Origin of the sequence: Thioalkalivibrio sp. ALMg3 (assembly GCF_000381225.1) — a bacterium.
Taxonomy (GTDB): domain Bacteria; phylum Pseudomonadota; class Gammaproteobacteria; order Ectothiorhodospirales; family Ectothiorhodospiraceae; genus Thioalkalivibrio; species Thioalkalivibrio versutus.
Window position 1 is genome coordinate 51,263 of the sequence record NZ_KB906219.1, and the last position, 24,535, is coordinate 75,797.

Here is a 24,535-nt window from a genome sequence, read left to right on the forward strand (position 1 = left end):
CTATTTGGATGCATCGTCCCAGAAGTCATAGAAATTGAACCAGTTGTAGGGGGCCTCGCGCACCCGCGCCTCGAGGCGATCGGCGTAGCGCTGTACCCAGTGTGCCAGGGCTGCATCGCGCTGCCCGCGTGGGGCCTCGATGGTCTCGGCGAAGGGTTCAAAGACGATATCGTAGCGGTTGCCCCCGCGATAGAGCCCGAAGCACAGGATCACCGGGACCTTGAGTACCGCGGCCAGCAGCAGTGGCCCTTGCGGGAACAGCGCGGTATCGCCGAGGAAGTTGCAGGCGACCATCTTGTCACTCTCGGCGACGCGGTCGCCCAGTGTTGCGATCAGCTCGCCGCGATCCAGGCACTCGCGGGCCTGGATCAGGGTCTCGGTACGCCCCAGCGGGATCACCGAGGCGGCGACCTCGGGGTTCAGGGCCTCCAGGACCTGGGTGATGCTCTGGTTGTGGTCGTTGTACATCAGGACCTTGACCGGAAAGTCGTACTTGCCCACCGCCAGCGCCCGCAGGGCCTCGAAGCTGCCCAGGTGCGCGCCCAGCAGGATCGCGCCGCGGCCACTTTCCACGTGTTCCAGGAAGGTCTCGCGGTTGTGTACCTGGATGTCCAGACAGGCGTCCTTGCCGGCGAGCAGGAAGACGCGGTCGAGGATGACCGCCGCAAAGCAGTGCAGGTGCCGGGCCAAATCGCCCAGGCGCGGTTCGCGCCCCAGGACGCGGCGCAGGTAGTTGCGACTGTGGCGGCGCGACTGCGGTGCGAACAGCAGGAAGTAGGCCGTGACCGGGTAGAGCAGGGTGCGGCTGGCGCGGCGCCCGAGATTCAGGGCCACCCAGAGGATGATGCGCAGGGCCAGGGGCGAGCCCCGTTCCGCCTGCTGAAACCAGCCGCGGCTCATGCGTCCGCGGTGTCGTGAGTCGTGATCAGTTGGCCGGCACAGAAGGTGACGGGGGCCTCGCCATCCGCCGCGAGTACGCGGAAGGCCTGACGGCCGCCTTGCCCGGGCGGATCGATCTCGACCCGGAATGCCGTCTCGGGTCCCAGGGGTGCGAGGAACTTGACCTGGGGGAGGGCCTCGACCGGCCCGAGACCGTGGGCGTGGGCCACCGTCGCGACCTGGTCGAGGATGACCACGCCGGGCACCACCGGGTGACCGGGGAAGTGTCCGGGAAGGGATGGGTGACCGGCCCCGATGCGGCGAATGGTGGACTGGATGAGGGTCTGCATCAGAGCGGGCGGCTCAGGCGCACTGGCCGTGGTGGGCGAGCAGGTCCAGCAGGATCTGGCGCGGCAGCTTGCCGGTGGCCGAACGCGGCAGGTGCTCCACGCGGACCAGCGGGCGCGGCAGGAACAGCGGGTCCATGCACTCGGCCAGTGCGGCCTGGATTTCGGCCGCGCTGCGATCCGGTGCCACCACCAGGGCGGCCAGCCGGGTCACGCCGTGCGCTTCCTGATCGGTGCCCGGCGGAATGAACACCCCGTCGAGTACCCCGGGGATTGCGTTGAGCCGGCGGTTGAGATCGGCCAGGGAGGCGCGTTTGCCGGCGATGTTCAGTTGATCGGCGAGGCGCCCCTCCATGCGGAAGTGGCCGACGTCCCGGACCTCGATGTGGTCCGGAAGCGGGACCGCTTCGGGGTGCTGGGGTCCCTGGACGCGCGCGAGGCCGTCGTCATTGCGGCGCAGTTGCACCCCGGGGTAGGCCGTCCAGTCGGATTCGCGGGTGGTGCGGCGGGTCGCAATGGCGCCGGCCTCGGTGCAACCGTAGATCTCGTCCAGCCGGCAGCCGAACACCCGTTCGGCCTGGCCGGCCGTTTCCGGGTCCAGGGGCGCGGTTGCGCAGAGGATGCGTTCCGGGGTCGGCCACTCCAGCCCCGCACGCAGGCAGGCGCTCAGATGAAAAGGTGTGGTGACCAGAACGGCCGGGGTGCAGTCCGCCAGTGCGGCACGGATGTCCTCGGGGTAGAACGGGCGTCCGGCGAGTAGGGTGGCGTGCCCCAGCAGGGCGTACAGGAGCGTGGACTCCAGACCGTACATGTGCTGCGGCGGGACCGTGCCGATCAGGGTCGGTCCGGAGCCATCCACCAGATCGAAGCATTCCAGCGCCTGCCAGGTGACAGCATGCAGGGCCTCCCAGCTCCGCGCATGGGCCGTGGGGGTGCCGGTGCTACCGGAGGAGAAGGCCAGAACGGCGGTCTGGTCGGCGGGGATCTCGGGGATCGCCCCGGTGGCCTCGCCCGCTTCGCCGCGGGCGGACACCCGCAGGATCGGGATTGCGATCTCGGCATCCGGGCCGTCGACCAGGGCAGGCGCGTCCGGGTATTGGCTGGCGATCTCGGCCAGGGTAGTGCTCCCGCGGTTCGGGGGCAGCAGATTGACCTGGCCGCGCAGCAGAATGGCGGCAAAGGCGACCGCGAAGTGGTAGCGGTCCTGGCACAGGTTGAAGGCCGCCTGCGCCTGCGGCAGGCGTGCGGCCAGCGCCTGCGCGTCGGCGAGGAAGGCGGCGCGCGAGATCGCCCGATCGCCGATGCGCGCCAGCGGGGCGGGCGTGTCGGCGATCAGTGGTCGAGTGACCTGCGGGGTATCTGTCACGGGTGCCTCAGCATCCGGTGGTGATCGACCCGCGCCAGCTCCATCAGGTAGGCCAGGAAGCCGTTGTGCGGCTCGTCGCGCAGGAGCCAGCGGCGCAGCGGATACTCCAGCAGGAACAGGCCGGCCAGCAAAAGGTAGTTGATCCCGTTGGCAAACAGGGCCCAGGTGGTGGCGGTGGCGAACAGCGCCAGCCAGGCGGACACGATCGCCAGTCCGGCACACAGCAGGGCCCAGGTAATGGTGAGGTTGCGCGTGTAGCGGTGCACCGCGGGGGTGTCGGAGGCCCCCATGGCCAGGGCATAGCGCGTGATCAGCGGGGTGGAGTCGCTGCGTAGCGAACGCGCGAACAGAAGCGACAAGAGCCCCATGATGAGTACCGGCAATGCGTACAGCAGCCAGGTGGCCATCCCGCCGAGGAGCAACAGGCTTATGCCCACGGCCAGGCTCGCGGCCAGCACGCCACGTCCGGCGGCGGCCAGCGAGGCCCATGCAGCCACCAGGATCAGGCTGGCCAGGACCGCCAGCGGCACCAACGGGATCTCGAAGGTCACGCCGAGGACGACCGCGACCGGATAACTCAGGGCCACGCAGGCGGCGAGTGGGGTGTTCACGATGTGGCTCGGTTGGCCTCGATATGGGCGCTCAGCGCACGCAAGGACGCGAAGATCTCGCGGTTGTTTTCGTCATCCGACCGGATCTGGACGCCGTAGGCGCGGGAGATGGCCAGGGCCAGCTCCAGGGCATCGATGGAATCCAGCCCCAGTCCTTCACGGAACAGCGCATCTTCCGGCTCGATTTCCTCCGGCGCGACCTCCTCCAGATTAAGGCTGTCCACGATCAGTTGGGCGACTTCCTGTTCGAACGCTGTTTGTGATGGCACGTGTTCCCCCGGTGCAGTGATGTGCGCATTTTGTGATCGCCTCCGAACTTGCCGTTCGCGCGAGGGTCACCCTGCTGTGGGCGCCGATGATACCCACACCCGAGGGGCCGTGGTACCCTCGCGACCAGACCGGGTCGCCTTATCTGGGGTTGCGGGCGGGCAAGCGGAGACGTGATTTGAGACAACCGGGACAGGAAGCCGTAACCGACGGGCGCTGCCAGGTGGTGGTGATCGGAGGAGGCCCCGCCGGCTCCACGGTGGCCTCCCGATTGGCGCAGAAGGGGCGCGACGTGGTGCTGCTGGAAAAGGCCCGGCATCCACGCTTCCACATCGGCGAATCCCTGCTGCCGATGAATATGCCGTTGTTCGAGGAACTGGGCGTGGCCGAAGCCATCGCGGCAATCGGCATCCCCAAGCACGGGGCCGAGTTCACCATCCCCGAGGCGCCCGACGCGCCGCGAACCTATTACTTCGAGCGTGCCCTGAACGACGACACACCCGCGTCGGCATGCGAGGTGCGGCGTTCGGAGTTCGACCACCTGTTGCTGGAAAACAGCGCCCGCCTGGGTGTGCGGGTGCTGGAAGAGGTCACTGTATTCGATGTCGCCCTGGCCGATCCCGCCAAGGGCGGGACCCAGCAGGTCACCGCGCGCGATGCATCCGGCAACACGCTGGAGTTCGAGGCCGATTTCGTGGTCGACGCCTCCGGTCGCGATACCTTCCTGGCGCGCCGCCTGGACCTGAAGGCGCGCAACCCGGAACACAACAGCGCCGCGATCTTCGGGCACTTCAACAACGTGCCGCGGCGTGCCGGGCGCGATGCCGGCAACATCAGTATCTACTGGTTCCAGCACGGCTGGATCTGGATGATCCCGTTGCGCGACGGGGCGATGAGCGTGGGCGCGGTCTGTTTTCCCGAATACCTGAAGACGCGCAAGACCAAGCCCGAGACGTTCCTGTGGGACACGCTGAAGCTTTGCCCGCCGGCCTTCGAACGCATGCAGGGCGCGGAGCTGGCCGGCCCGGTCAACGCCACCGGCAATTTCTCCTACCGCTCCAGTCAGGCCCACGGCCCGGGTTATCTGCTGGTCGGCGATGCGTTCACCTTTGTCGACCCGGTGTTCTCCAGCGGGGTCTATATCGCGATGTCGGGGGGCTTCCGCGCCGCCGATGCGGTGGATCGCTGCCTGGAGCATCCGGCGCGCTCCGCACGCTATCTGCGTGCTTTTGAGCGCGACGTGCGCCGTGGCGTCCGCCGTTTCTCCTGGTTGATCTATCGTTTCAACAGCCCGGTGATGCGCAAGCTGTTCATGGGTCCGCGCAATACCTTCGGGATGGAGCAGGCGGTGATCTCGCTGCTGGCCGGGGATGTCTACCGCAATACCCGTGTGCAGTGGTCCCTGCGCGCCTTCAAGACGGTGTACTACGTGCAGATGGCGCTGAACCTGCCGCGGGCCCTGGCCTTCTGGGCGCGGCGCCGGCGCAACGCGCGGCTGCACTTCACCGGCGGCACCACGCCCGAAGACGAGGCCTGAGAAGGCTCCCGTGGGCGAGGTGCGCGTCGGACTGGGTCGCATCGGGCCGGACGGCCTGGCGACCTTTGCGCTGTCGAATCTGATCATCCTGGCCACCGGCGGCTTGTCCTGGCTGGCGCTGTGGCTCTACACCGTGCACTGGTCGCGGCGGCGGCGCTGCCCCGGGCGCGGGGACTGCATCCTGGTGCTGGGGCAGCAGCTGGAGTCGGGGGCGCCCGGTCCGGGCTACCGCCTGCGCCTGCTGCGCGCCGTGCGTCTGGCGCGCCGGAATCCCGATGCCCGGATCCTGGTGCTGGGTGGGCAGACCTCCCCCGGTGCTCCCAGCGAGGCCGCCGCGGGCGCGGCCTTTCTGCAACACCACGGGATCGCGGCGACGCGCATCCGTACCGAAGACGCCTCGCGGCATACGCTGGAGAATCTGCGCAATGCGCGCGATCTGCTGACGGCGACGCCGGAGGCCGGTGATGCGCCCCTGGTGCTGGTGACCAGTCGCTTCCATCTCGCCCGGGCGGTCGCCATTGCGCGCGGCATGGGATTGCGCGTCTGCCCCTGTCCGGCGGAGCCGGGCTCCACCGTATCGGCGGCGCGCCTGGCGCGCGAATGCTGGATGCTGCACTGGTACCACACCGGCCGCACCCTGGCGCGCCTGATCCGCCACCGGGGTATGCTCGAACGGATCAGCTGATGTTCTTCAAGCGCGAAGCGCACGAAGACACGAAGGCGGGCAAGAGCGATCAACAGGGATTCAAGGGGTATGGGCCCGAGGCTACTACCGCCTTGGGTGCAGCCGGTCCTCTGTGCGGCCCGTCAGCCTGGATCCTTCCCGTCTCCCGTCAATACTTTTTCGGTCTGCTGCGTGTGCCTCGTGGTGAACAGCGCCCTCACATCGCGCGGATGCGTTCGCGCTGGGCGGCGAGCTGGTCGCGGGTGGCGTGCATCTCGGCGACGCGGTCGCGTTCCTTCTGCACCACCTCGGCCGGGGCGCGGTCGACGAAGCTCGCGTTGGAAAGCCGCTGCTCGCTCTGTTCGAGGTTCTTGTCGAGCTTGCCGATTTCCTTGTCCAGGCGTGCGAGCTCGGCGTCCTTGTCGATCAGCCCGGCCAGCGGAATCAGCAGCTGCATGTCGTCGACCAGGGCCATCGCGGATTCCGGCGCCTCGTCGGCCGTGTCCAGCCAGGTGACGCTCTCGGGCTTGGCGAGGAACTCCAGCAGGCCGCGGTGGCGGGTGTAGCGCTCCTGGTCGGCGTCGGTCCAGTTCTTTACCAGCACCGGCAGCGGTTTGGCGGGAGCGATGTCCATCTCCGCGCGGATGCGGCGCAGCCCGGTGATGAAGTCCTTCACCCAGTCGAGCTCGGCCGTGGCGGTCGCGTCACGCGGGAAGCCGTCGCGGCCAGGCCAGGGGCGCTGCACCAGGAATTCGATGTCATCCGTGATGCCGGCATGCGGTTTCACGTTGGTCCAGATGGCCTCGGTGATGAACGGGGTCACCGGGTGCAGCAGGCGCAGCAGGGCCTCGAGCACGGTGACCAGGGTATTGCGTGTGGCGCGCTTGACCGCCTCCGGCGTGGCGTCGTCGTTCAGCACCGGCTTGGTCAGCTCCAGGTACCAGTCGCAGTAGTCGTGCCAGGTGAACTCGTAGAGCGTCTGCGCGGCGAGGTCGAAGCGGTAGGCATCGAGCTGCGCCGTGGCGGTCTCGGCAGTGGCGGCCAGGCGGTCAAGGATCCAGCGGTCGGCCAGCGTGCGGTGTTCCGCGGTATCGGCCGCGGCGGAGCAGTCGTGGCCCTCGACGTTCATCAGCACGAAGCGCGAGGCGTTCCACAGCTTGTTGCAGAAGTTGCGATAGCCCTCGATGCGGCCGAGGTCGAACTTGATATCGCGCCCGGTGGTGGCGAGTGCCGCCAGGGTGAAGCGCAGGGCATCGGTGCCAAAGGCGGGGAAGCCGTCGGGGAAGGCCTTGCGCGTGGCCTTCTCGATCTTCTGCGCCATCTGCGGCTGCATCAGGCCGCGGGTGCGTTTGGCCACCAGGCCGTCGGCGCTGATGCCGTCAATGAGATCGATCGGGTCGATCACGTTGCCCTTGGACTTGGACATCTTCTGGCCTTCCGAGTCGCGGATCAGGCCGGTGACGTACACCTCGCGGAAGGGCACATCCCCCATGAAGTGCTCGCCCATCATGATCATGCGGGCGACCCAGAAGAAGATGATGTCGAAGCCGGTGACCAGCACGCTGGTCGGGTAGAAATCCTTCAGTTCCTGCGTCTGCTCCGGCCAGCCGAGGGTGGAGAACGGCCACAGCGCCGAGCTGAACCAGGTGTCCAGCACGTCTTCGTCCTGTTCGAGCACCACGTCCGCGCTCAGGCCGTGCTTTGCGCGCACCTCGTCCTCGGAGCGCCCGACGTACACGTTGCCGTCGGTGTCGTACCAGGCCGGGATGCGGTGGCCCCACCAGATCTGGCGCGAGATGCACCAGTCCTCGATGTTGCGCATCCACTCGAAGTAGGTCTTCGACCAGTTTTCCGGCACGAAGCGGATGCGGCCGTCCTCCACTGCCTTGATCGCCGGTTCGGCCAGCGGGCCGGCCTTCACGTACCACTGGTCGGTCAGATAAGGCTCGACCACGGTGCCGGAGCGGTCGCCGCGCGGGACCATCAGCTTGTGGTCGTCGATCTTTTCGAGCAGTCCTTCTGTATCCAGGTCGTCGACAACCTTCTGCCGGGCCTGGTAGCGGTCCAGCCCGCGATAGGCGGCCGGCACGTTGTCGTTCATGCAGGCGTCGATGGTCAGGATGTTGATCACCGGCAGGTCGTGGCGCTGCCCCATGGCGTAGTCGTTGAAGTCGTGCGCCGGGGTGATCTTCACGCAGCCAGAGCCGAACTCGGCCTCGACATAGTCGTCGGCAATGATCGGGATCTCGCGCCCGACCAGCGGCAGCCGGATCGTCTTGCCGATCAGGTGCTGGTAGCGCTCGTCCTCCGGATGCACCGCGACGGCGGTGTCGCCCAGCATGGTCTCCGGGCGGGTGGTCGCGACGGTCAGGTGCCCGGAGCCGTCCGCCAGCGGGTAGCGGAAGTGCCACAGGTGGCCGGCCTCTTCCTCCGACAGCACCTCCAGGTCGGACAGCGCGGTGTGCAGCACCGGGTCCCAGTTGACCAGGCGCTTGCCGCGATAGATCAGGCCCTCGTCATGCAGGCGTACGAAGACCTCGCGCACCGCGTGGGACAGGCCATCGTCCATGGTGAAGCGTTCGCGCGACCAGTCCACCGAGTCGCCGAGGCGGCGCATCTGGCGGGTGATGGTGCCGCCGGATTCGTGTTTCCACTCCCACACGGCCTTCAGGAAGTTCTCGCGCCCGAGGTCGTGGCGGCTCTTGCCGTCGGCACCCAGCTGGCGCTCCACCACCATCTGCGTGGCGATCCCGGCATGGTCGGTGCCGCCTTGCCACAGGGTCCGGTCGCCGTGCATCCGGCGGTAGCGGATCAGGGTGTCCATCAGGGTGTGCTGGAAGGCGTGCCCCATGTGCAGGGTGCCGGTGACGTTCGGGGGCGGCAGCAAGATGCAGTAGTTGGCGTCGCCCGTCGCCGGTGGCGCGAAGATATTCGCGGCCTCCCAGCGGTCGTACTGGGTCTGCTCGATGCTCTTGGGGTCGAAGCTCTTGTCCATGATCGCGGGCGCGCTCGGGTCGGAGTGTGGGGAAAGCCGCGCATTATAACGGCGCGGCGCGCTGGCCGCCCGGGGGATATGCCGTTGTCCGGCTACTGCCGTGGAGGCTGGCCCTGGTTCGTCATCCGGTGTTTACGGTGCCTCCGGTCCGCCGCCTGCCACGCGCTCTCTCGCGAGCGCACTGCGAGGTACTTTCTTGCTTGCCCAAGAAAGTACCCGAAGAAGGGCACCCGGATTCCGCCCGGGAACCTCGCTCCGGACGTGCTGGGCCGGCGGCGCTGAACTCGCTACGCCTGCGGCTTCGCTCAGACATCCAGCGCCCCATGTCTATTGTTAACTGGCCGGCCCATCACGCCCTCCGCGAGGGGCTTCATACGGGAGGAGAAGGTCACAACAGACGGTATCCCGTAGGGTGCGGTTGAGCGCAGCGAAACGCACCGTTCCCCACGTCGTGCGAGACCCTGATGCGATTCGCTTCGCTCATCACATCCTACGCCCCCCGGCGCCCGCTACGCGGGCGCGGCACGCCATGGCCGCAGGCCGAGCGTGCCCAGATGCCGGAACAGCCCGCCTCCATCCAATGGCACAGGCCTTCGGACCGCCGTTGTCTTGACCTACCTCCCCGTTGTCGTCGCGCCGAGTGGAGAGGCTTTTCGCGGGATTCAAGGCGCTGGATGTCTGAGCGGAGCCGCAGGCGCAGCGAGTTCAGCGCCGCCCGCGAAAAGCCTCGGAGCGAGGGAAACCCCGGCCCGCGCAGCGGGCCGGGGTCGCGGCAGTCGGGCGTGTTTCTTGGGTACTTCTTTGCACGAGCAAAGAAGTACCTCGCGGTGCGCTCGCGAGAGAGCGCGTGGCAGGCGGCGGACCGGAGGCACCGTAAACACCCAACGACGAACCGGGACCAGCCACAACAAGGCAGGCGGTGGATCGGAGGCAATGTAGACACCTGAGGCTGAACTGCGCCCGGGCCCGGCGCTGCGAGGACCCTGGTCAGGTGGTGGCGATGCGGTCGAGCAGGGCGCGGTAGCCGGCGCGGTAGTCGGGATACTGCAGGCGATAGCCACTGGCATGCAGGCGCTTGTTGCAGCAGCGCTTGCCGGAGACTCCGCCCTCGGGCATTGGCGGTGTGCCGGGCGGATCGATCTCCATCGCCTGTGCCAGCCAGGCGAGCAGCTCGTGGCGCAGGGCGGGCTCGTCATCCACGCCCAGATAAATCGGGTCGGGGTCATCCAGATGGAACAAGTGGGTCAGCAGGCCCACGCAGTCATCGCGGTGGATGCGGTTGGTCCAGACCGGTGCTTCGTGCTGACCGCGCACGCCCTCGCGCACCTTGCGCAGGTGGTACTCGCGCCCCGGGCCATAGATGCCGCCAAAGCGCACGACCACGCCGGGAAAGGGACTGTCGGCCAGCAACTGCTCGGCTTCCCGCAGGGCGCGCCCGGAGAACCGGGTGGGTTCGGTGGGGCTGGCCTCGTCCACCCAGCGGCCGTCGTCGGCGCCGTAGACCGAGGTGCTGGAGACGAATACAACGCGGCGCGGCCGCTGGCTGGCCCGTTCCAGGGCGGTCAGGGTGTTGCGCAGGCCGTCAACATAGGCGCGACGATAGGCGGGCTCGGTGAATTCGCCCGGAGTGGCGATGAAATAGACGGTGTCGAGCGCCGGCGGCAGCTCCGGCAGGCCGTCCGCGACGCCGAAGTCGCCGGCCAGGGGCCGGATCGGCTTCGGGATGGGTTCTGGCTGGCGGCGCAGGCCCCAGACGGCATGTCCCGCGACGGCGAGCGGTTGGCCGACGGCGCAGCCGAGGTCGCCGCAGCCCATGATCAGGATGTTGGCCATTGTTCCCTCCGCGATCGTGCTTCGCACGCTACCGGCTTTGCCGGTGAAAGACCAGCCCCGGAGTGAGGGTTCGACCCGGGTCCATGGGTCGGGCATCCTGAGCGGGACGCAGATGACGGGAGGTGCGGCTTGGGCAAGGCCAGGCGGACAACAAACAACGCTACGTGTGCCTGCGGCTCGGGGCAGGACCGGATGGCCTGCTGCGGGCCGTATCTGGACGGAACGGCCTCGGCGCCGACGGCGGAGACGCTGATGCGGTCACGTTTTACAGCCTTCGTCGAGGGACGGGAGGATTACCTGCGGGCCACCTGGGCTCCGGAGACCCGACCGGCATCGCTGGGGCTGGATCCGGATCAGCGCTGGCTGGGGCTGGCGATCCGCGCGACCGAGGCGGGTGGGCCGGATGACGTCGAGGGCTGGGTCGAGTTCGTCGCGCGATCAAGGCTGCACGGCCAGGGCGTGCGTCTGCACGAGCGCAGCCGGTTTCGTCGCGAGGACGGCCGCTGGGTTTATGTCGACGGGGAATTTCCGGGGGCATGACAGCCGCAGCGGATGCGGTCGCATCGCCGGTGAGTCCGGCGTTGCTGGAGCGGGTGCTGGAGTGCTTGCGCGTCCGGCCGGACGGGCTGACCGAGCACGCCCTGATCACGCAGTTGCGCGACGCGGGAGTGGAGCCGTTTGCCGGGGCGCGGCTGCAGGAGCCACTGAGCCTGTTTCAGACACACTTCCTGTTGTTCCACTGCCTGTATCGGCTGCGCGACCGCCTGGCGGAGCAGGGCGAGTGGCTGCGGATTCATTGCCTGGATATCGGCATCGAGCCGGTGTCGGGTGTCCCGCGGGCGGGCGGGTTCCCGGTCCCGCACGATCCCTTGCGGGCCTATTACCTCGATCCGACCCGGCTGGACACCATGGATGCGGCGGCGGTCGAGGCGCTTCTGGGCGAGTTCTGGTCGCGCCTGGGGCGCGACGAGCAGCGCGAGCAGGCCCTGGCGGTGCTGGAACTGGCGGACCCGGTGGATGCGGACACCATCCGCCACCAGTACCGCCGGATGGCGCAGCGACACCACCCCGACCGGGGTGGGGACACGGCGACACTGCAGCGGATCAACGCGGCCCGGTGGGTCCTGCTGACCGGCGAGTGAACACGCCGGGGCTCAGTCGTCGGAGTCGGACATGGTGGTCACGAACGCCTGTTCCACGGTGAATGTGCCCACGCCCTTGTAGTTGGTCTGGGTCCAGCCATGTTCGGTGAGCCACTCGCTCATCTCGCGGTTCATCGCCGGGTTGCCGCACAGCATCACGCGGTCGTGTTCCGGGTCCGCGGGCGGCAGATCGAGGATCTGGCTGAGTTCCCCGGAGCGGAACATGTCGGCGCCGCGCTGGTTGTTGTCATACGGCTGCTGCGCGATCGGGCAGGCGAAGTCATGGTTCTCGCGGGTCACGGTCGGCACGTAGCGCAGGCGGTCGCTGATGCGCGACTCGATCTCCTGGCGGTAGGCCAGTTCCTCGACGGTACGAACGCTGTGTACCAGCACTGCATTGTCGAAGTGCTCGAACAGCTCCGGGCTGCGGATCAGCGAGATGAACGGGGCGAGCCCCGTGCCGGTGGCCAGCATGTACAGGGTGCGACCCGGCTGCACGTAGTCGAAGGTGAGCGAGCCGGTGACCTTGGTGTTGATCCAGATCGAATCACCCGGTCCAGCCTCGGCCAGGCGGCTGGTCAGGGCGCCATCCGGCACGTGGATGCTCAGGAACTCCAGTTCCTCGGCCTCGGGTTCGGAGACGATCGAATACGCACGCGGAATCAGCTTGCCCTCGGGGCGCAGCCCCAGGGTCACGAACTGCCCGTTCTTGAATTCCAGACCCTCCGGGCGCGTGGTGGTGAAGCTGAAGGTCTTGTCCGACCAGCGGCGCGTGGAGGTGATGCGTTGTTCCGAATACGGCATAAGTGCGTGGTTTTCCGATTATTGTTCGGTCCTACGCTAGCAAGTCCTGGTGCCGGAAGCGAAAGCGCCGGCAAAAACCAAGGAAAACACTCGGAAATGGGTGCCGCTCGTCAGTGGACGTTGCTGTCGATGGGCGTGAGGTGTTGCTCCAGCGGTGCCGGTTCCGACAGGTAGAAGCCCTGCACGAAGTCCAGGCCGATCTCTCGCAGGCGGTCCATGGTCGCGGCTGATTCGACACACTCGGCGATGGTGCGCAGGCCGAGGACATGACCCACGCGATGAATGGCCGTGACCATGGCCGAGTCCACCGCGTTGTGGGCAATATCGCGCACGAAGCTACCGTCGACCTTGATGAAGTCCACCGGCAGGTTCTTCAAGTACCCGAATGACGACAGACCGCTGCCGAAGTCGTCCAGGGAGAAACGACAGCCCATGTAGCGCAGGGTGCGGATCAGGCTCTGGGCACGTTCGTGGTGGCTGATGGCTGCGGTCTCGGTGATCTCGAAGATGATGCAGCGCGGCGGGATCGCGTAGTGCTGCAGGCGCTCGGTGACGAACTCCAGCATGCTCTCCTGCGCCAGCGACTGGCCCGAGAGGTTGATCGCCAGGGTGGGGTCGCAGTGGGAGGGGTTCTCGCGCGGCGCACGATGCCGGGCGAGCATGGCGAAGGCGTTGTCGATGATGTGGCGGTCGATATCCGGCATCAGGTGGTAGCGCTCCGCGGCCGGGATGAAGCTGCCCGGCGGGATCAGCCGGCCATCCTCGTCGCGCAGGCGCATCAACACCTCGACATGGGCAAGGTCCGGGTCGACCGGGCCCAGCGGGTGGACGGCCTGGCCGAACAGCGCGAAGCGCCCTTCCTCCAGCGCCGAGCGGATGCGGCCGACCCATTCCATCTCCCCGCGTCGGCGGCGCAGGGCCTGGTCGCTGGGCTGCCAGACGTAGACCTGGTTGCGGCCGTTTTCCTTGGCGGCGTAGCAGGCGGAGTCCGCCTGGCTGAGGATCTCGGGCAGGGTCTGTTCCGGGCCGCTGACCGGCACCAGACCGATGCTGACGCCGACATCGAAACGCCGGCCCTCCCATGCGAAGCGCAGGGACTGCACGGTCTCCAGCATCTTCCGGGCAATCGCCTCGGCGCGTTCGGGCGGGCAGTGGTACAGCAGCACGCCGAATTCGTCGCCACCCAGGCGAGCCAGGGTGTCGTTCTCGCGGATCAGGTGCCGCAGGCGCTCGGAGAGTTCCCGCAGGAGCTCGTCGCCGGCCTGGTGACCGCAGGTGTCGTTGATGATCTTGAACTGGTCGAGGTCCATGTAGAACACCGCATGCGGCGTCTCGCCCTCCTCCTGAATGTGCAGGGCCTGGTCCAGCCGCCGCTCGAATTCGCGGCGGTTGCACAGGCCGGTGAGGTCGTCATGGGTCGCCTGATGGTTGAGCTGCTGGGTCATCTGCCACAGCTCGGTGTGGTCGTGCAGCACGACCACCACACCCTGGGCCTCGCGGTTCGGGCGTTGCAGGGGCGAGGCCAGCATGCGTACCACGCGGGTTTCGCCGTCGGCGCGATGCAGTATGCGTTCGGGCGATTCCACGGTACCGCCCAGGTTCAGGCAGTGTTCCACCGGGCGGAGCACGCTGGCCCCCGTCCGGGTGTCTTCCAGGTCCAGCAGTTCGTCCACCAGGTGGCCCTGGGCGCTGGTGGCATCCAGCCCCAGCAGTACCTGGGCGGCGGGGTTCAGGTAGGTCAGGCGCCCGTGGGTGTCTGCGGTGATGACCCCGTCGCTGATCGATTGCAGCGTGGTTAGCAGGCGGTCCCGTTCGGCACCCGTGGCGGCCTCCGCGGCCCGCAGCGAGGTGACGTCCCAGGCCACGCCGAGTGCGCCGTCCGGACCCTTTTCTGGGTCTTTCATGGGGATCCACGAGACGCTGAGATGCGTACCGTTGACGGTGTCCTCGAACTGGAAGGCTTCGCCCGCGAGGGCGCGTTCGGCGGCCTCCAGTGTGCCGGGCTGGTCCGCATAGACGTCGTGGAAATTGCGCCCGACCACCTCGCCGGGGTTCAGACCCAGGGCCTGCAGCCCGGCCCCCTCGGAAAGCGTGAATCGGCCGTCTGCGTCCAGCGCGAACAGGATCAGTGGGGCGTGGCGAATGGTCGCGCCCAGCTGGGTCTCCAGGCTCTTCAGCGCCTGCTCCGACTGACGCTCGCGGGTGATGTCGCGGACGGTCGCGAAGACCTCGAGCTCGCCGTCCGTGCGGATCGCGTTGATGTGCACCTCGGCCGGAAATTCGCCACCGTCACTGCGCCGGTAGCGGCTTTCGAAGTGCGCGGGGAGGCGCTGTTCGGGGTTGGAGTGGGCCTGGTCCACGTCGTCCTGAGTGGCCTGCAGGTCCAGCTCGGTGATGTGCACGCCGCCGGTCAGTTCGGCGCTGGTATAGCCCAGAAGTTCGCAGGCGGCGTAGTTGGCCGCGACGATCCCGCCCTTGCGGTCGAGGACCAGATGAGCCTCGGGCGCCTGTTCGAAGATCCGCTGATAGCGCGTGGTGTCCGGGTGATCGGGCATGGCGGCGGGCTGAACCTTTGGTGGCGGGCCGGGCCCCGCGTCGGGGCGTGATTCGGCACCGGAGTGTCGCCGGTTGCGCCGGCACTGGCAACCTTGGAAGGTGCGGATTTGCCTCTTCCGGGGCGGTTTCTGCTTGCCCGGCTTACCCGGGCGCTTGGGTGAGCCGGGACAGGTTTTCCGTGGACAGGGGCGCGCTGTGCGGGGGATTGCGCAGTTGTTCGCGCGCCCAGGCGGCGTGTTCGCGCACCAGCTCGGAAGGGTGCTCGGCGCGGGCGGCCAGGGCCGCGTCCGCCTCGGGTGTGGCCGGACCGTTGCCCAGGGCCACAGCGAGGTTGCGCAGCCACTGCGCATGGCCGATTCGGCGAATGGCCATGCCCTCGGTGCGGGCGAGGAAGGTTGCCTCGTCCCAGGCGAACAGCTCGATCAGGCTGGCGCTATCCAGACCGTGGCGGGCGATGAAGTCGGGTTCCGCCGTGACCTCGGCAAAGCGGTTCCAGGGGCAGACCAGCTGGCAGTCGTCGCAGCCGTAGATGCGGTTGCCGATCAGCGGGCGCAGGTCCTCGGGGATCGCACCCTTCAGTTCGATGGTCAGGTAGGAGATGCAGAGGCGTGCGTCCAGGTCGTACGGCCCGCGGAAGGCCCGGGTCGGGCAGACATCGAGACAGGCGGTGCACTGGCCGCAGTGCTCGTCCACGGGTTCGTCCAGTGGCAGTGGCAGGTCGGTAAACAGCTCCCCGAGAAAGAACCAGGAGCCGCTCTCGCGCGCCAGCAGATTGGTGTTCTTGCCAATCCAGCCCAGCCCGGCGCGGGCGGCCAGGGCCTTTTCCAGGATTGGCGCGCTATCGGTGAAGGCGCGATAGCCGAACGGCCCGACCTCCGCCTCGATCCGGCGCGCGAGGGTGGTCAGGCGCTTGCGCAGCAGCTTGTGGTAGTCGCGGCCCAGGGCATAGCGCGAGACATAGGCGTGATCGCGTTCGGCCAGCTGGATCGCCGGGCGCCGGGTGGCCGGCGGGAAGTAGTCCATGCGCACGCTGATGATGCGCTGCACACCGGGCATCAGGGCATCCGGGGCGTGGCGCAGGGGGGCGCGGTCGGCCATCCAGTCCATGTCGCCGTGCGAGCCCTGGGCCAGCCAGTCGTCCAGATGCCGGCGATCCGCCTCGGGCACCTCGGCGGGGGCGATGCGCACGGCCTGGAAGCCGAGCTCGCGTCCCCAGTCGCGGATGCGTTCGGCAAGCTCGGTGGATTGGCGTGGATCGAGGCGCTGAGGCACGATTTCGGCTTCCGCGACGGAGGTGATGGCGTGAATCATGAACCCGACCCACAAGCATTGACCAGCGCACTGTTCGATAACGCGGGCATGCGGGCCCTGGATGCCGCCGGCCTGGCCCTGCCGGGGATGGCGCCGGGCGAGCTGATGGAGCGTGCCGGTCAGGCCCTGCTGGCGGTGGTGCGCCGCGACTGGCCGCAGGCCCGCCGCATCGGGATCCTGTGCGGGCCCGGCAACAACGGCGGAGACGGCTACGTGCTTGCCCGGCTGGCGGCCGAGGCCGGGCTGGAGGTGCGGGTCCATGGCGGCCCCTCGCGGGCGCGCCCCGAGTCCGATGGTCGCCAGGCCCATCGGCGCTGGCAGGAGGGCGGCGGCGAGGTCCATGCCCTGGAAAACTTCGACCCGGCGGCCGCGGACCTGTGGGTGGATTGCCTGTTCGGGATCGGCTTGGAGCGGCCGCTGACCGATGCCTACGGCGCGGTGATCGAGTCGTTGAACGCGAGTGGGCGGCAGGTGCTGGCGGCCGATGTGCCCTCGGGCGTGGATATCGATCGCGGCCGGGTCCTGGGGGAGGCGGTCAGGGCGAATCACACCCTGACCATGATCGCCGACAAGCTGGGCCTGCATACCGGGGCCGCGGTCGACCGGGTCGGCCAGGTGGAGGTGGCCCCGCTCGATCTCCCTGCCTCGGTGGCCCATGGCATCGCGCCGGTTGCGCGTCGGGTCGGGCCAGAGGACTGGCGGCAGCGTCTGCCGGTACGGCGCCCGGGGGCGCACAAGGGCGACTGTGGGCATGTGCTGATCGTGGGCGGCGCGCCCGGCTACTCGGGGGCCGCGCGGCTGGCGGCGACGGCCGCCCTGCGCGCCGGGGCCGGCCGTGTGACCCTGGCCACGCACCCCGAGCATGCGGCCTGGGCGAACCTGGAGCGACCCGAGTTGATGGTGCGTGGCGTGGCGGACGCCAGCGAGTTGCAGGCCCTGATGCGTCGCGTCGATGTCGTCGCGGTGGGACCGGGACTGGGACAGGACGCCTGGGGTCGTGGCCTGTGGCTGGCGGTGGCGGATGCCGACCTGCCCCGGGTGGTGGATGCCGATGCCCTGAACCTGCTGGCCGAGGCCCCGCGTCGGGGCGAGGACTGGGTGCTGACCCCGCACCCAGGCGAGGCTGCCCGTCTGCAGGGGCAGGACGTGGCCACCATCGAGGCCGATCGCCCCGGGCAGGTGCGGGCGCTGGCCGCGCGCCTGGGTGGAGTGGTGTTGCTGAAGGGGGCGGGCACGCTGGTCGCCAGTTCGGGTGCGGAGCCGCTGGCCTGTGTCACCGGCGGCCACCCCGGTATGGCCACCGCCGGTAGCGGGGACGTGCTGACCGGCATCATCGCGGCGCTGCGCGGGCAGGGCGCGGATGCGCGCAGCGCCGCGGAGATCGGGGCCGCCTGGCACTGCGCCGCAGCCTGCATCGCGCGTGATCGCCTGGGCGGGGCGCGCGGGATGCTGGCCGGGGATCTGGCCGAAGCCCTGCCGGCCGCGGCCGGGGGTGGGGCATGACGGTAGCAGCGCCCCCTCTGATCCTCCCGCACCTGGAGGCGACCGAGGCGGCCGGGGCCGCGTTGGCGGCGCTCGACGCCCCGCATATCGTGTTCCTGGAGGGTGATTTGGGTGTCGGCAAGACCACCTGGGTTCGGGGTCTGCTGCGCCGGCTCGGGCATGAAGGCGCGGTCCGCAGTCCGACCTACACCCTGGTGGAGCCGTATGCGCTGGCGGGGCGCGAGGTCCTGCACTTCGACCTTTATCGCCTGGGTGATCCCGAAGAACTCGAGTACCTGGGGGTGCGCGAGGCCTTCGGGGGCGATGTCCTGTGGCTGGTGGAGTGGCCGGAGCGCGGTGCGGGCTGGCTGCCGGCGCCGGATCTGGTGGTGCGCCTGGCGCATCGCGAGGGCACAGCCGAAGGCCGGGAGCTGTGGCTGGAGGGGCCGCTGGCGGCGGCCTACCACCGGGTGCTTCGGGACCAGGAGATCGTGACAGGGTGACACGCCGGGGCTGCCCCGGAGTTGGCCCGCCACGCGCACAATGCGCGATATCTCGCTCATAAAGAAAGAAAATTGCTATTGCTTTTCCAGAAAAAGCGTCCACAATGTAGTCAGAACCCCTGATTACAAAGGGAAACGCCGTGGGCCAATCAACATCGCCGGATCTGCGCCGCCGCCAGCTGCTGCGCGCCATGACTGCCCTCGGGCTGGTCGGGATGCCTTTGCCGGCCCTGGCTCGCACGGACGTCCGGCGCGTGCGTATGTCCGTGGATGGCGGAACCACCCGTCTGGTCTTCGACATGGACGGCGAGGCGGAATACTCCATGTTCCACCTGCAGTCTCCCGACCGCCTGGTGGTGGATCTGGAGAACGCGCGGGCCGTGGAAGACCTGACCATCAGCGATAACCCGCGCTCGGCGATCAAGGCCGTGCGCCATGCCGCACGCAATGGCTCCGATCTGCGCGTGGTGTTCGACCTGCGCAAGCCGGTGGAGCCGAGCAGTTTCGTGCTGATGCCGGCACAGGGTGCGCCGCACCGCCTGGTCCTGGATCTGGCCAGCGGCGAGGCACCCGCCGCGCCGCGCTCGGCGGAGAACAACGGCTCCCGCCGTGGGCGCTCGCAGGAGGACCTGCGCGATGTCGTGGTCGCCATCGATGCCGGTCATGGTGGGCATGATCCGGGTGCCATCGGCCCCGCCGGCACCCGCGAGAAGGACGTGGTCCTGCAGATCTCGAAGCGTCTGGCCGATCGCGTGAACAGCGAGCACGGCATGAAGGCCGTGATGACCCGCAGTGGCGACTATTTCCTGCCCCTGCGCGAGCGCATCGAGCGGGCGCGCAAGGCGGACGCCGATATCTTCGTGTCCATCCACGCCGACGCGATCGCCAATCGCAGTGTCCAGGGTTCGTCGGTGTACATGCTGTCCGAGCGCGGGGCCTCCAGCGAGGCGGCGCGCTTCCTCGCCCAGCGCGAGAACCAGGCGGATCTGAGCCTGGGCGGGGTGCCGATCAACGGCAAGGACGATTCCCTGACCAACGTGCTGCTGGATCTGGCCCAGAGCGGGAGCCTGGAGGCCAGCAACACCCTGGCCGAGCGGATGATCGCGGAGCTCCACCGGGTGGGCAAGGTGCGCAAGCCGGAGGTAGAGCGCGCGAACTTTGCGGTCCTGCGCTCGCCGGACGTGCCGTCGGTCCTGGTCGAGGCGGCCTTCATCTCCAATCCCTCCGAGGAGCGCAAGCTGCGCAGCACGACCTTCCAGAACTCGCTGGCGGACGCCCTGCTGACCGGGTTGCGGTCGTACTTCTCCACCCATGCCCGTCCGGGCACGCTGATCGCCGACGGCCAGCCCGACCAGCACATCATCCGCCCGGGCGAGACCCTCTCCGGGATTGCCGATCGCTATCGCCTGTCGCTGGCGGACCTGCGTTCGGCCAACGATGTCCGCGACGACCGCATTTACGCCGGCCAGGTCCTGCGTATCCCCCGCGACTCCTGAGCCCGGCACCTCCGGGCAGCCCGTCACGTCTTGCAGGCGTTGTTCGGCCGCCGGCTAGGCACTCCGGCGCTGCCCCGGTTAGGCTAGGCACCCGGTTCTCGTCTCTCCCAGGTGTCGCGCGTGGCGATCGCAAAGCTCTCCGAACAACTGATCAACCAGATCGCCGCCGGCGAGGTGATCGAGCGTCCGGCCTCGGTGGTCAAGGAGCTGCTGGAGAACGCCCTGGATGCCGGGGCGACGCGGGTGGATGTGCGCCTGGAGCAGGGTGGCATTCGACTGATCCAGATCAGCGACAACGGCAGCGGGATCTATCGCGACGAGATGCCGCTGGCCCTGTCGCGCCACGCCACCAGCAAGATCGCCTGCATGGACGATCTCGAGGCGTTGCATACCCTGGGCTTTCGCGGCGAGGCCCTGCCCTCGATCGCCTCCGTCTCGCGGCTGTCGCTGACCTCCATGGTGGCGGACGAGCGCAACGGCTGGCGCCTGACCGGGGACGGCTCCGATGTCTTCCGCGAGGCCGCCCCGGCGTCACATCCGGTGGGCACGACCGTCGAGGTCCGCGACCTGTTCTTCAACGTCCCGGCGCGGCGCAAGTTCGTGCGTACCGAACGCACCGAATACAACCACTGCGAGAACGTGATCCGCACCCAGGCGGCTGCTTGTCCCGAGGTCGCCTTCAGCCTGCGCCACAATGACCGCGTCACCCTGGACCTGCCAGCGGCTGACGACCCCGGCGAGCGGGTGCGGGCGCTGCTGGGTGATGCCTTCCTGGAGCATGCGACTCCGGTGGACGAACAGCGCGCCGGGCTGGCGCTGTCCGGCTGGTTGGGCTCGCCAACCCAGTCGCGCGCCCAGCCCGATCAGCAATTCTTCTTCGTCAACGGCCGCGCGATCCGTGACCGCGTGCTGGCCGCGGCCGTGCGCAAGGCCTATCAGGACGTGCTCTACCACGGGCGGCATCCGATGTTCGTGCTGGACCTGGAGCTGGATCCGACCCAGGTGGATGTGAACGCGCATCCGACCAAGCAGGAGGTGCGCTTTCGCGAGTCGCGCATGGTTCACGACTTCATCTTCCACAGCCTGCACAAGGCGCTTGCCGCGTTGCGTCCGGGGGATTCCGGGCATGCCGCGGCGGTACCCGACATGGGTGCGCCGGCCCCCTCCGGTCGCCCCATGCCCATGCCGGCGCAGGCGGATCGCCCGCTGTCCGGGCTGGGTGTGCCGGGTGCGGGCGGTGGGTATGCGCCCCCTCGCGAACCGCGACTTGAGCCGGTCGGGCGCGATCCAGGCTTTGGTGCGGCCTGGGCCGAGTTCCGCGGGACGTCTGCGGTGGCCGAGGTGCGGCCCGCCGCTTATGACACCCCGATGCCATCCGCCACGTCCGGTGCGCCCGCAGCGGACCCGGACGGCATGCCGCCCCTGGGGTTTGCCCTGGGGCAGGTAGCCGAGACCTTCATCCTGGCCGAGAGCCCCCGCGGCCTGATCGTGGTGGACATGCACGCGGCCCACGAGCGCATCACCTATGAACGTCTGAAGCGCGAATGGGAGGGGGCACGGGTGACCTCGCAGCCCCTGCTGGTGCCGGAGACCCTGGACGTCACCCCGGCCGAGGCCGAACTGGCCGAGGAACGCGCGGACCTGCTTGGGGAACTCGGCTTCGAGCTCGACCGCGCCGGCCCCGAGACGCTGACCCTGCGCGCGGCGCCTGCGTTGCTGCGTGGCCAGGACACCGCGCAGCTCGTGCGCGATGTCCTGGCGGACCTCGCCGCCGATGGCTACAGCCATCGGGCCGAGGGGGCGATCAACGCGGTACTGGGAACGATCGCCTGCCACGGTTCCGTGCGTTCGGGGCGGCGCCTGACCCTGCCCGAGATGAACCAGTTACTGCGGGACATGGAGGCCACCGAGCGTTCCGGCCAGTGCAACCACGGGCGCCCGACGTGGGTGGAGCTGGACCACTCGGCGCTGGATCGGCTGTTCCTGCGAGGACGCTGATGGCCGGACTGGATGGGGAGCGGCCGCCGGTCATCCTGCTGGCCGGTCCCACCGCGAGCGGCAAGACCGCGCTGTCGCTGGCGCTGGCCGAGGCCCTGGACGCGGAGATCGTCAGCGTGGATTCCGCGCTGGTCTATCGCGGCATGGATATCGGCACCGCCAAACCGGACGCCGCCGAGCGCGCCCGCGCCCCGCATCACCTGCTGGATATCCGCGACCCGGAGGACACCTACAACGCCTCCGACTTTGCCCACGATGCCCGCGCCGCGATCGATGCCATTCATGCCCGCGGCCGGGTCGCCCTGCTGGCGGGCGGCACGCTGCTCTACCTGCGCGCCCTGCTGGACGGCTTCGATCCGATCCCGCCGGTCCCGGATGCGGTCCGCGAGTCCGTGCGTGGCCGTCTGGAACACGAGGGCGCCGTGGCCCTCCATGCCGAGCTGGCCACCGTGGACCCGGAGGCCGCCGCGCGCATCCACCCGAACGACCCGCAACGCATCCTGCGCGCCCTGGAGGTGTACGCGGCCAGTGGCCAGCCATTGTCGGGCTTCCAGAGTGGCGCGGCCGCGACGGTCCCGGCGGGCTGGGTGTCGCTGGCCCTGTGGCCGGCGGATCGCGAGCGCCTGCGCATCCGCATCGCCGACCGCTTCGATGCGATGCTGGAGGCCGGCTTCATCGACGAACTGATGACCCTGACCCGTCGCCGCGGCCTGACCGCGGAGCACCCGTCGCAACGGGCGGTGGGGTATCGCCAGGGCTGGCAGTGGCTGGCGGGCGAATGCGACTTTGCGACCTTTCGCGAGCGGGCCATTGCCGCGACCCGCCAGCTCGCAAAACGCCAGCTCACCGGGCTGCGGCGCTTCCCCCTGCATGCCCGGTTGAACGCCGAGGACGCGGATTTGTCGCAGGCTCTGCGGGCTATCCAGGCTGCACGGATGGCGGCCCCGGCAGCGGCGATGTCCGAATAACGCCCGGTGTACGCCTGGAACGGCGTCGCGAAGCCGGTATGCTACGCTTCAACCTGACCGTGCGGCGGGCCGACCTCGAGCCGCCGGCGCGGGTCGCGAACCAATAATAACGATCAAGGAACGCACCGATGGCCAAAGGGCAAATGTTGCAGGAACCCTTCCTGAATGCGCTGCGTCGGGACCGGATCCCGGTCTCCATCTACCTGGTGAACGGGATCAAGCTGCAGGGGCAGATCGAATCCTTCGACCAGTTCGTGGTGCTGCTGCGCAGTACGGTCTCGCAGATGGTGTACAAGCACGCCATCTCCACGATCGTGCCGGCCCGTCAGGTGAACATGAATCTCGAGGGCGAGGCAGCGGCCCCCGCCTCCGCCGAGGCCGAGTCCTGAACATGAGTGGAGGTCTCCTCCAGCTTGTTTGAGCGTCCGGAGAGTGCCGGCGACGAGCGCGTCGGCAATGGTGCGGTCCTGGTCGCGCTGAATGTCGGGGACAACCCCGATATCGAGGCCCAGGTCCAGGAATTCGACGAGCTCGTGCGCTCCGCCGGGGCCGAGATCATGGCGGTGGTGCGCGGCTCGCGCGACCGGCCGCACCCCAAGCTGTTCGTCGGTGCTGGCAAGGCCGACGAGATCCGCGATGCGGTCGAGGCCTCGGGGGCTGACGTGGTGATCTTCAACCATGCCCTTTCGCCCAGCCAGGAACGCAACCTCGAGGCCCACCTGAAGGCCCGGGTGCTGGATCGCTCCGGTTTGATCCTCGATATCTTCGCCCAGCGCGCCCGCTCCCACGAGGGCAAGTTGCAGGTGGAGCTGGCCCAGTTGCGCCATATGTCCACGCGTCTGGTGCGTGGCTGGACCCACCTCGAGCGGCAAAAGGGCGGGATCGGCCTGCGCGGTCCGGGGGAAACCCAGCTGGAGACCGACCGCCGCCTGCTGGCCGGGCGCATCAAGCACATCGAGCGGCGTCTGGAGAAGGTCGAACGCACCCGCGAACAGGGCCGTCAGGCGCGCCTGCGCAACGAGATCCCGACGGTCTCGCTGGTGGGCTACACCAACGCCGGCAAGTCGACCCTGTTCAATCGCCTCACGCATTCCGACGTCTACCAGGCGGATCAGCTGTTCGCGACCCTGGACCCGACTTTGCGGCGCCTGGATCTGGCCCCGCACCAGTCGCTGATCCTGGCCGACACCGTGGGCTTCGTGCGCGACCTGCCGCATGAGCTGGTCGCCGCGTTCAAGGCGACCCTGACCGAGACCCGCGAGGCGGCGCTGCTGCTGCACGTGATCGACGCCGCCGACCCGGAGCGCGAGGCGCGCATCCGCCAGGTCGAGGAGGTGCTTGAGGAGATCGGCGCCGAGGACGTCCCCTGCTGGCGGGTGTACAACAAGATCGACCAGCTGGAGAACCCGGCCGAGGACCCGGACGACCGTTTCGGCATGGCGGACGATGCCTTCTGGCTGTCGGCGCATACCGGCGAGGGTGTGGAGCGCCTGGAGCAGCGCCTGGCCGAGACCTTCACCGAATCCATGACCCAGGGCTGGGTCGAGCTCCCGGCCTCGGCCGGGCGCCTGCGCGCCCAGCTCTACGAAGAGAAGGCCGTGGAGGCCGAGCAGACCACGCCGGACGGGTCGATCCAGTTGCGCCTGCATGTGCCGAAGCGGCGTTTCGAGCAGCTCTTCCGGGCGGCCGGGCTGGACCCCGAAACCGTCCGCCTGCAATCGGAAGCACCGGGGGCGGCGGCCGCCGACCACTGAAGCCGGCCGCGGCTCGCTTGCG

Annotated in this window: 21 protein-coding genes; 11 read left to right on the forward strand and 10 right to left on the reverse strand. The window is 68.7% G+C overall.

Going from position 1 to position 24,535, the window contains the following annotated elements:
- From F622_RS0100265 to F622_RS0100285, 5 genes are read right to left on the reverse strand one after another with little or no spacing between them, the layout of a single operon-like run.
- Nucleotides 1-900: a lipid A biosynthesis acyltransferase gene (locus F622_RS0100265; protein ID WP_019571116.1), complete on the reverse strand. Its 900-nt coding sequence runs from the start codon at nt 898-900 to the stop codon at nt 1-3.
- Nucleotides 897-1,229, reverse strand: coding sequence for a hypothetical protein (locus F622_RS0100270; RefSeq protein WP_019571117.1), 333 nt, complete (start codon nt 1,227-1,229; stop codon nt 897-899). The genes F622_RS0100265 and F622_RS0100270 overlap by 4 nt, the downstream gene beginning before the upstream one ends.
- A 13-nt stretch (nt 1,230-1,242) precedes the next feature.
- Complete coding sequence (locus F622_RS0100275) at nt 1,243-2,592, reverse strand: AMP-binding protein (protein ID WP_019571118.1); 1,350 nt, start codon at nt 2,590-2,592, stop codon at nt 1,243-1,245.
- Entirely contained in the window at nt 2,589-3,203 is a 615-nt protein-coding gene (locus F622_RS0100280; protein ID WP_019563578.1) for a hypothetical protein, read from the reverse strand. Before F622_RS0100280 ends, F622_RS0100275 begins: the two co-directional genes overlap by 4 nt.
- The gene (locus tag F622_RS0100285; RefSeq protein ID WP_026182088.1) at nt 3,200-3,472 is read right to left on the reverse strand and encodes a phosphopantetheine-binding protein; all 273 of its coding nucleotides are present in this window, start codon (nt 3,470-3,472) and stop codon (nt 3,200-3,202) included. Before F622_RS0100285 ends, F622_RS0100280 begins: the two co-directional genes overlap by 4 nt.
- 221 nt (nt 3,473-3,693) lie before the next feature.
- On the opposite strand from F622_RS0100285, the gene F622_RS0100290 reads away from it, so the two are divergent.
- Both F622_RS0100290 and F622_RS0100295 read left to right on the forward strand, forming a co-directional pair.
- Nucleotides 3,694-5,007, forward strand: a complete 1,314-nt coding sequence (locus F622_RS0100290; protein WP_018145368.1) for an NAD(P)/FAD-dependent oxidoreductase — start codon at nt 3,694-3,696, stop codon at nt 5,005-5,007.
- Between the two features lie 10 nt (nt 5,008-5,017).
- Nucleotides 5,018-5,692, forward strand: coding sequence for a YdcF family protein (locus F622_RS0100295; protein ID WP_019571119.1), 675 nt, complete (start codon nt 5,018-5,020; stop codon nt 5,690-5,692).
- Nucleotides 5,693-5,888: 196 nt separating this feature from the next.
- Here F622_RS0100295 and F622_RS0100300 read toward each other — a convergent pair whose 3' ends face one another.
- Nucleotides 5,889-8,666, reverse strand: coding sequence for a valine--tRNA ligase (locus tag F622_RS0100300; protein WP_019571120.1), 2,778 nt, complete (start codon nt 8,664-8,666; stop codon nt 5,889-5,891).
- 987 nt (nt 8,667-9,653) lie between these two features.
- On the reverse strand, nt 9,654-10,499 hold the full coding sequence (locus tag F622_RS0100305) for an SDR family oxidoreductase (protein WP_019571121.1): 846 nt from the start codon (nt 10,497-10,499) through the stop codon (nt 9,654-9,656).
- Between the two features lie 129 nt (nt 10,500-10,628).
- On the opposite strand from F622_RS0100305, the gene F622_RS13335 reads away from it, so the two are divergent.
- Entirely contained in the window at nt 10,629-11,039 is a 411-nt protein-coding gene (locus F622_RS13335; RefSeq protein WP_038095991.1) for a YchJ family protein, read from the forward strand.
- Nucleotides 11,036-11,641: a DNA-J related domain-containing protein gene (locus F622_RS0100315; protein ID WP_019571123.1), complete on the forward strand. Its 606-nt coding sequence runs from the start codon at nt 11,036-11,038 to the stop codon at nt 11,639-11,641. The genes F622_RS13335 and F622_RS0100315 overlap by 4 nt, the downstream gene beginning before the upstream one ends.
- A 12-nt stretch (nt 11,642-11,653) precedes the next feature.
- Here F622_RS0100315 and F622_RS0100320 read toward each other — a convergent pair whose 3' ends face one another.
- From F622_RS0100320 to queG, 3 genes are all read right to left on the reverse strand, one after another.
- Nucleotides 11,654-12,445, reverse strand: a complete 792-nt coding sequence (locus tag F622_RS0100320; protein WP_018145376.1) for a ferredoxin--NADP reductase — start codon at nt 12,443-12,445, stop codon at nt 11,654-11,656.
- A 110-nt stretch (nt 12,446-12,555) separates the two neighbouring features.
- The gene (locus F622_RS0100325; RefSeq protein ID WP_019571124.1) at nt 12,556-15,000 is read right to left on the reverse strand and encodes an EAL domain-containing protein; all 2,445 of its coding nucleotides are present in this window, start codon (nt 14,998-15,000) and stop codon (nt 12,556-12,558) included.
- Between the two features lie 142 nt (nt 15,001-15,142).
- Nucleotides 15,143-16,312 carry a tRNA epoxyqueuosine(34) reductase QueG gene (gene queG, locus F622_RS0100330; RefSeq protein ID WP_018939008.1) on the reverse strand — a complete coding sequence of 390 codons (1,170 nt, stop codon included), beginning with the start codon at nt 16,310-16,312 and terminating at the stop codon, nt 15,143-15,145.
- Between the two features lie 18 nt (nt 16,313-16,330).
- Here queG and F622_RS0100335 point away from each other — a divergent pair, with 18 nt between their 5' ends.
- The 7 genes from F622_RS0100335 to hflX all read left to right on the forward strand — a co-directional run bounded on the left by F622_RS0100335 (nt 16,331) and on the right by hflX (nt 24,513).
- Nucleotides 16,331-17,815 carry a bifunctional ADP-dependent NAD(P)H-hydrate dehydratase/NAD(P)H-hydrate epimerase gene (locus tag F622_RS0100335; protein ID WP_019571125.1) on the forward strand — a complete coding sequence of 495 codons (1,485 nt, stop codon included), beginning with the start codon at nt 16,331-16,333 and terminating at the stop codon, nt 17,813-17,815.
- Entirely contained in the window at nt 17,812-18,297 is a 486-nt protein-coding gene (gene tsaE / locus F622_RS0100340) for a tRNA (adenosine(37)-N6)-threonylcarbamoyltransferase complex ATPase subunit type 1 TsaE (RefSeq protein ID WP_018649699.1), read from the forward strand. Before F622_RS0100335 ends, tsaE begins: the two co-directional genes overlap by 4 nt.
- Nucleotides 18,298-18,488: 191 nt before the next feature.
- Nucleotides 18,489-19,793, forward strand: coding sequence for an N-acetylmuramoyl-L-alanine amidase (locus F622_RS0100345; RefSeq protein ID WP_047251974.1), 1,305 nt, complete (start codon nt 18,489-18,491; stop codon nt 19,791-19,793).
- A gap of 120 nt (nt 19,794-19,913) precedes the next feature.
- Nucleotides 19,914-21,791: a DNA mismatch repair endonuclease MutL gene (gene mutL / locus F622_RS0100350; RefSeq protein WP_019571126.1), complete on the forward strand. Its 1,878-nt coding sequence runs from the start codon at nt 19,914-19,916 to the stop codon at nt 21,789-21,791.
- Complete coding sequence (gene miaA, locus F622_RS0100355; RefSeq protein WP_019571127.1) at nt 21,791-22,759, forward strand: tRNA (adenosine(37)-N6)-dimethylallyltransferase MiaA; 969 nt, start codon at nt 21,791-21,793, stop codon at nt 22,757-22,759. Before mutL ends, miaA begins: the two co-directional genes overlap by 1 nt.
- Before the next feature lie 128 nt (nt 22,760-22,887).
- Entirely contained in the window at nt 22,888-23,148 is a 261-nt protein-coding gene (gene hfq, locus F622_RS0100360; RefSeq protein ID WP_018175824.1) for an RNA chaperone Hfq, read from the forward strand.
- 24 nt (nt 23,149-23,172) lie between these two features.
- On the forward strand, nt 23,173-24,513 hold the full coding sequence (hflX, locus tag F622_RS0100365) for a ribosome rescue GTPase HflX (protein WP_018175823.1): 1,341 nt from the start codon (nt 23,173-23,175) through the stop codon (nt 24,511-24,513).
- Nucleotides 24,514-24,535 lie beyond the last annotated feature (22 nt).

Bases quoted from the DNA above. Each gene is read 5' to 3' on its own strand.
- F622_RS0100265 (WP_019571116.1), bottom strand. From the start codon at position 900: ATGAGCCGCGGCTGGTTTCAGCAGGCGGAACGGGGCTCGCCCCTGGCC.
- F622_RS0100345 (WP_047251974.1), top strand. From the start codon at position 18,489: ATGACTGCCCTCGGGCTGGTCGGGATGCCTTTGCCGGCCCTGGCTCGC.
- F622_RS0100300 (WP_019571120.1), bottom strand. From the start codon at position 8,666: ATGGACAAGAGCTTCGACCCCAAGAGCATCGAGCAGACCCAGTACGAC.
- F622_RS0100305 (WP_019571121.1), bottom strand. From the start codon at position 10,499: ATGGCCAACATCCTGATCATGGGCTGCGGCGACCTCGGCTGCGCCGTC.
- F622_RS0100325 (WP_019571124.1), bottom strand. From the start codon at position 15,000: ATGCCCGATCACCCGGACACCACGCGCTATCAGCGGATCTTCGAACAG.
- F622_RS0100320 (WP_018145376.1), bottom strand. From the start codon at position 12,445: ATGCCGTATTCGGAACAACGCATCACCTCCACGCGCCGCTGGTCGGAC.
- miaA (WP_019571127.1), top strand. From the start codon at position 21,791: ATGGCCGGACTGGATGGGGAGCGGCCGCCGGTCATCCTGCTGGCCGGT.
- queG (WP_018939008.1), bottom strand. From the start codon at position 16,312: ATGATTCACGCCATCACCTCCGTCGCGGAAGCCGAAATCGTGCCTCAG.
- F622_RS0100315 (WP_019571123.1), top strand. From the start codon at position 11,036: ATGACAGCCGCAGCGGATGCGGTCGCATCGCCGGTGAGTCCGGCGTTG.
- F622_RS0100270 (WP_019571117.1), bottom strand. From the start codon at position 1,229: ATGCAGACCCTCATCCAGTCCACCATTCGCCGCATCGGGGCCGGTCAC.
- tsaE (WP_018649699.1), top strand. From the start codon at position 17,812: ATGACGGTAGCAGCGCCCCCTCTGATCCTCCCGCACCTGGAGGCGACC.
- hfq (WP_018175824.1), top strand. From the start codon at position 22,888: ATGGCCAAAGGGCAAATGTTGCAGGAACCCTTCCTGAATGCGCTGCGT.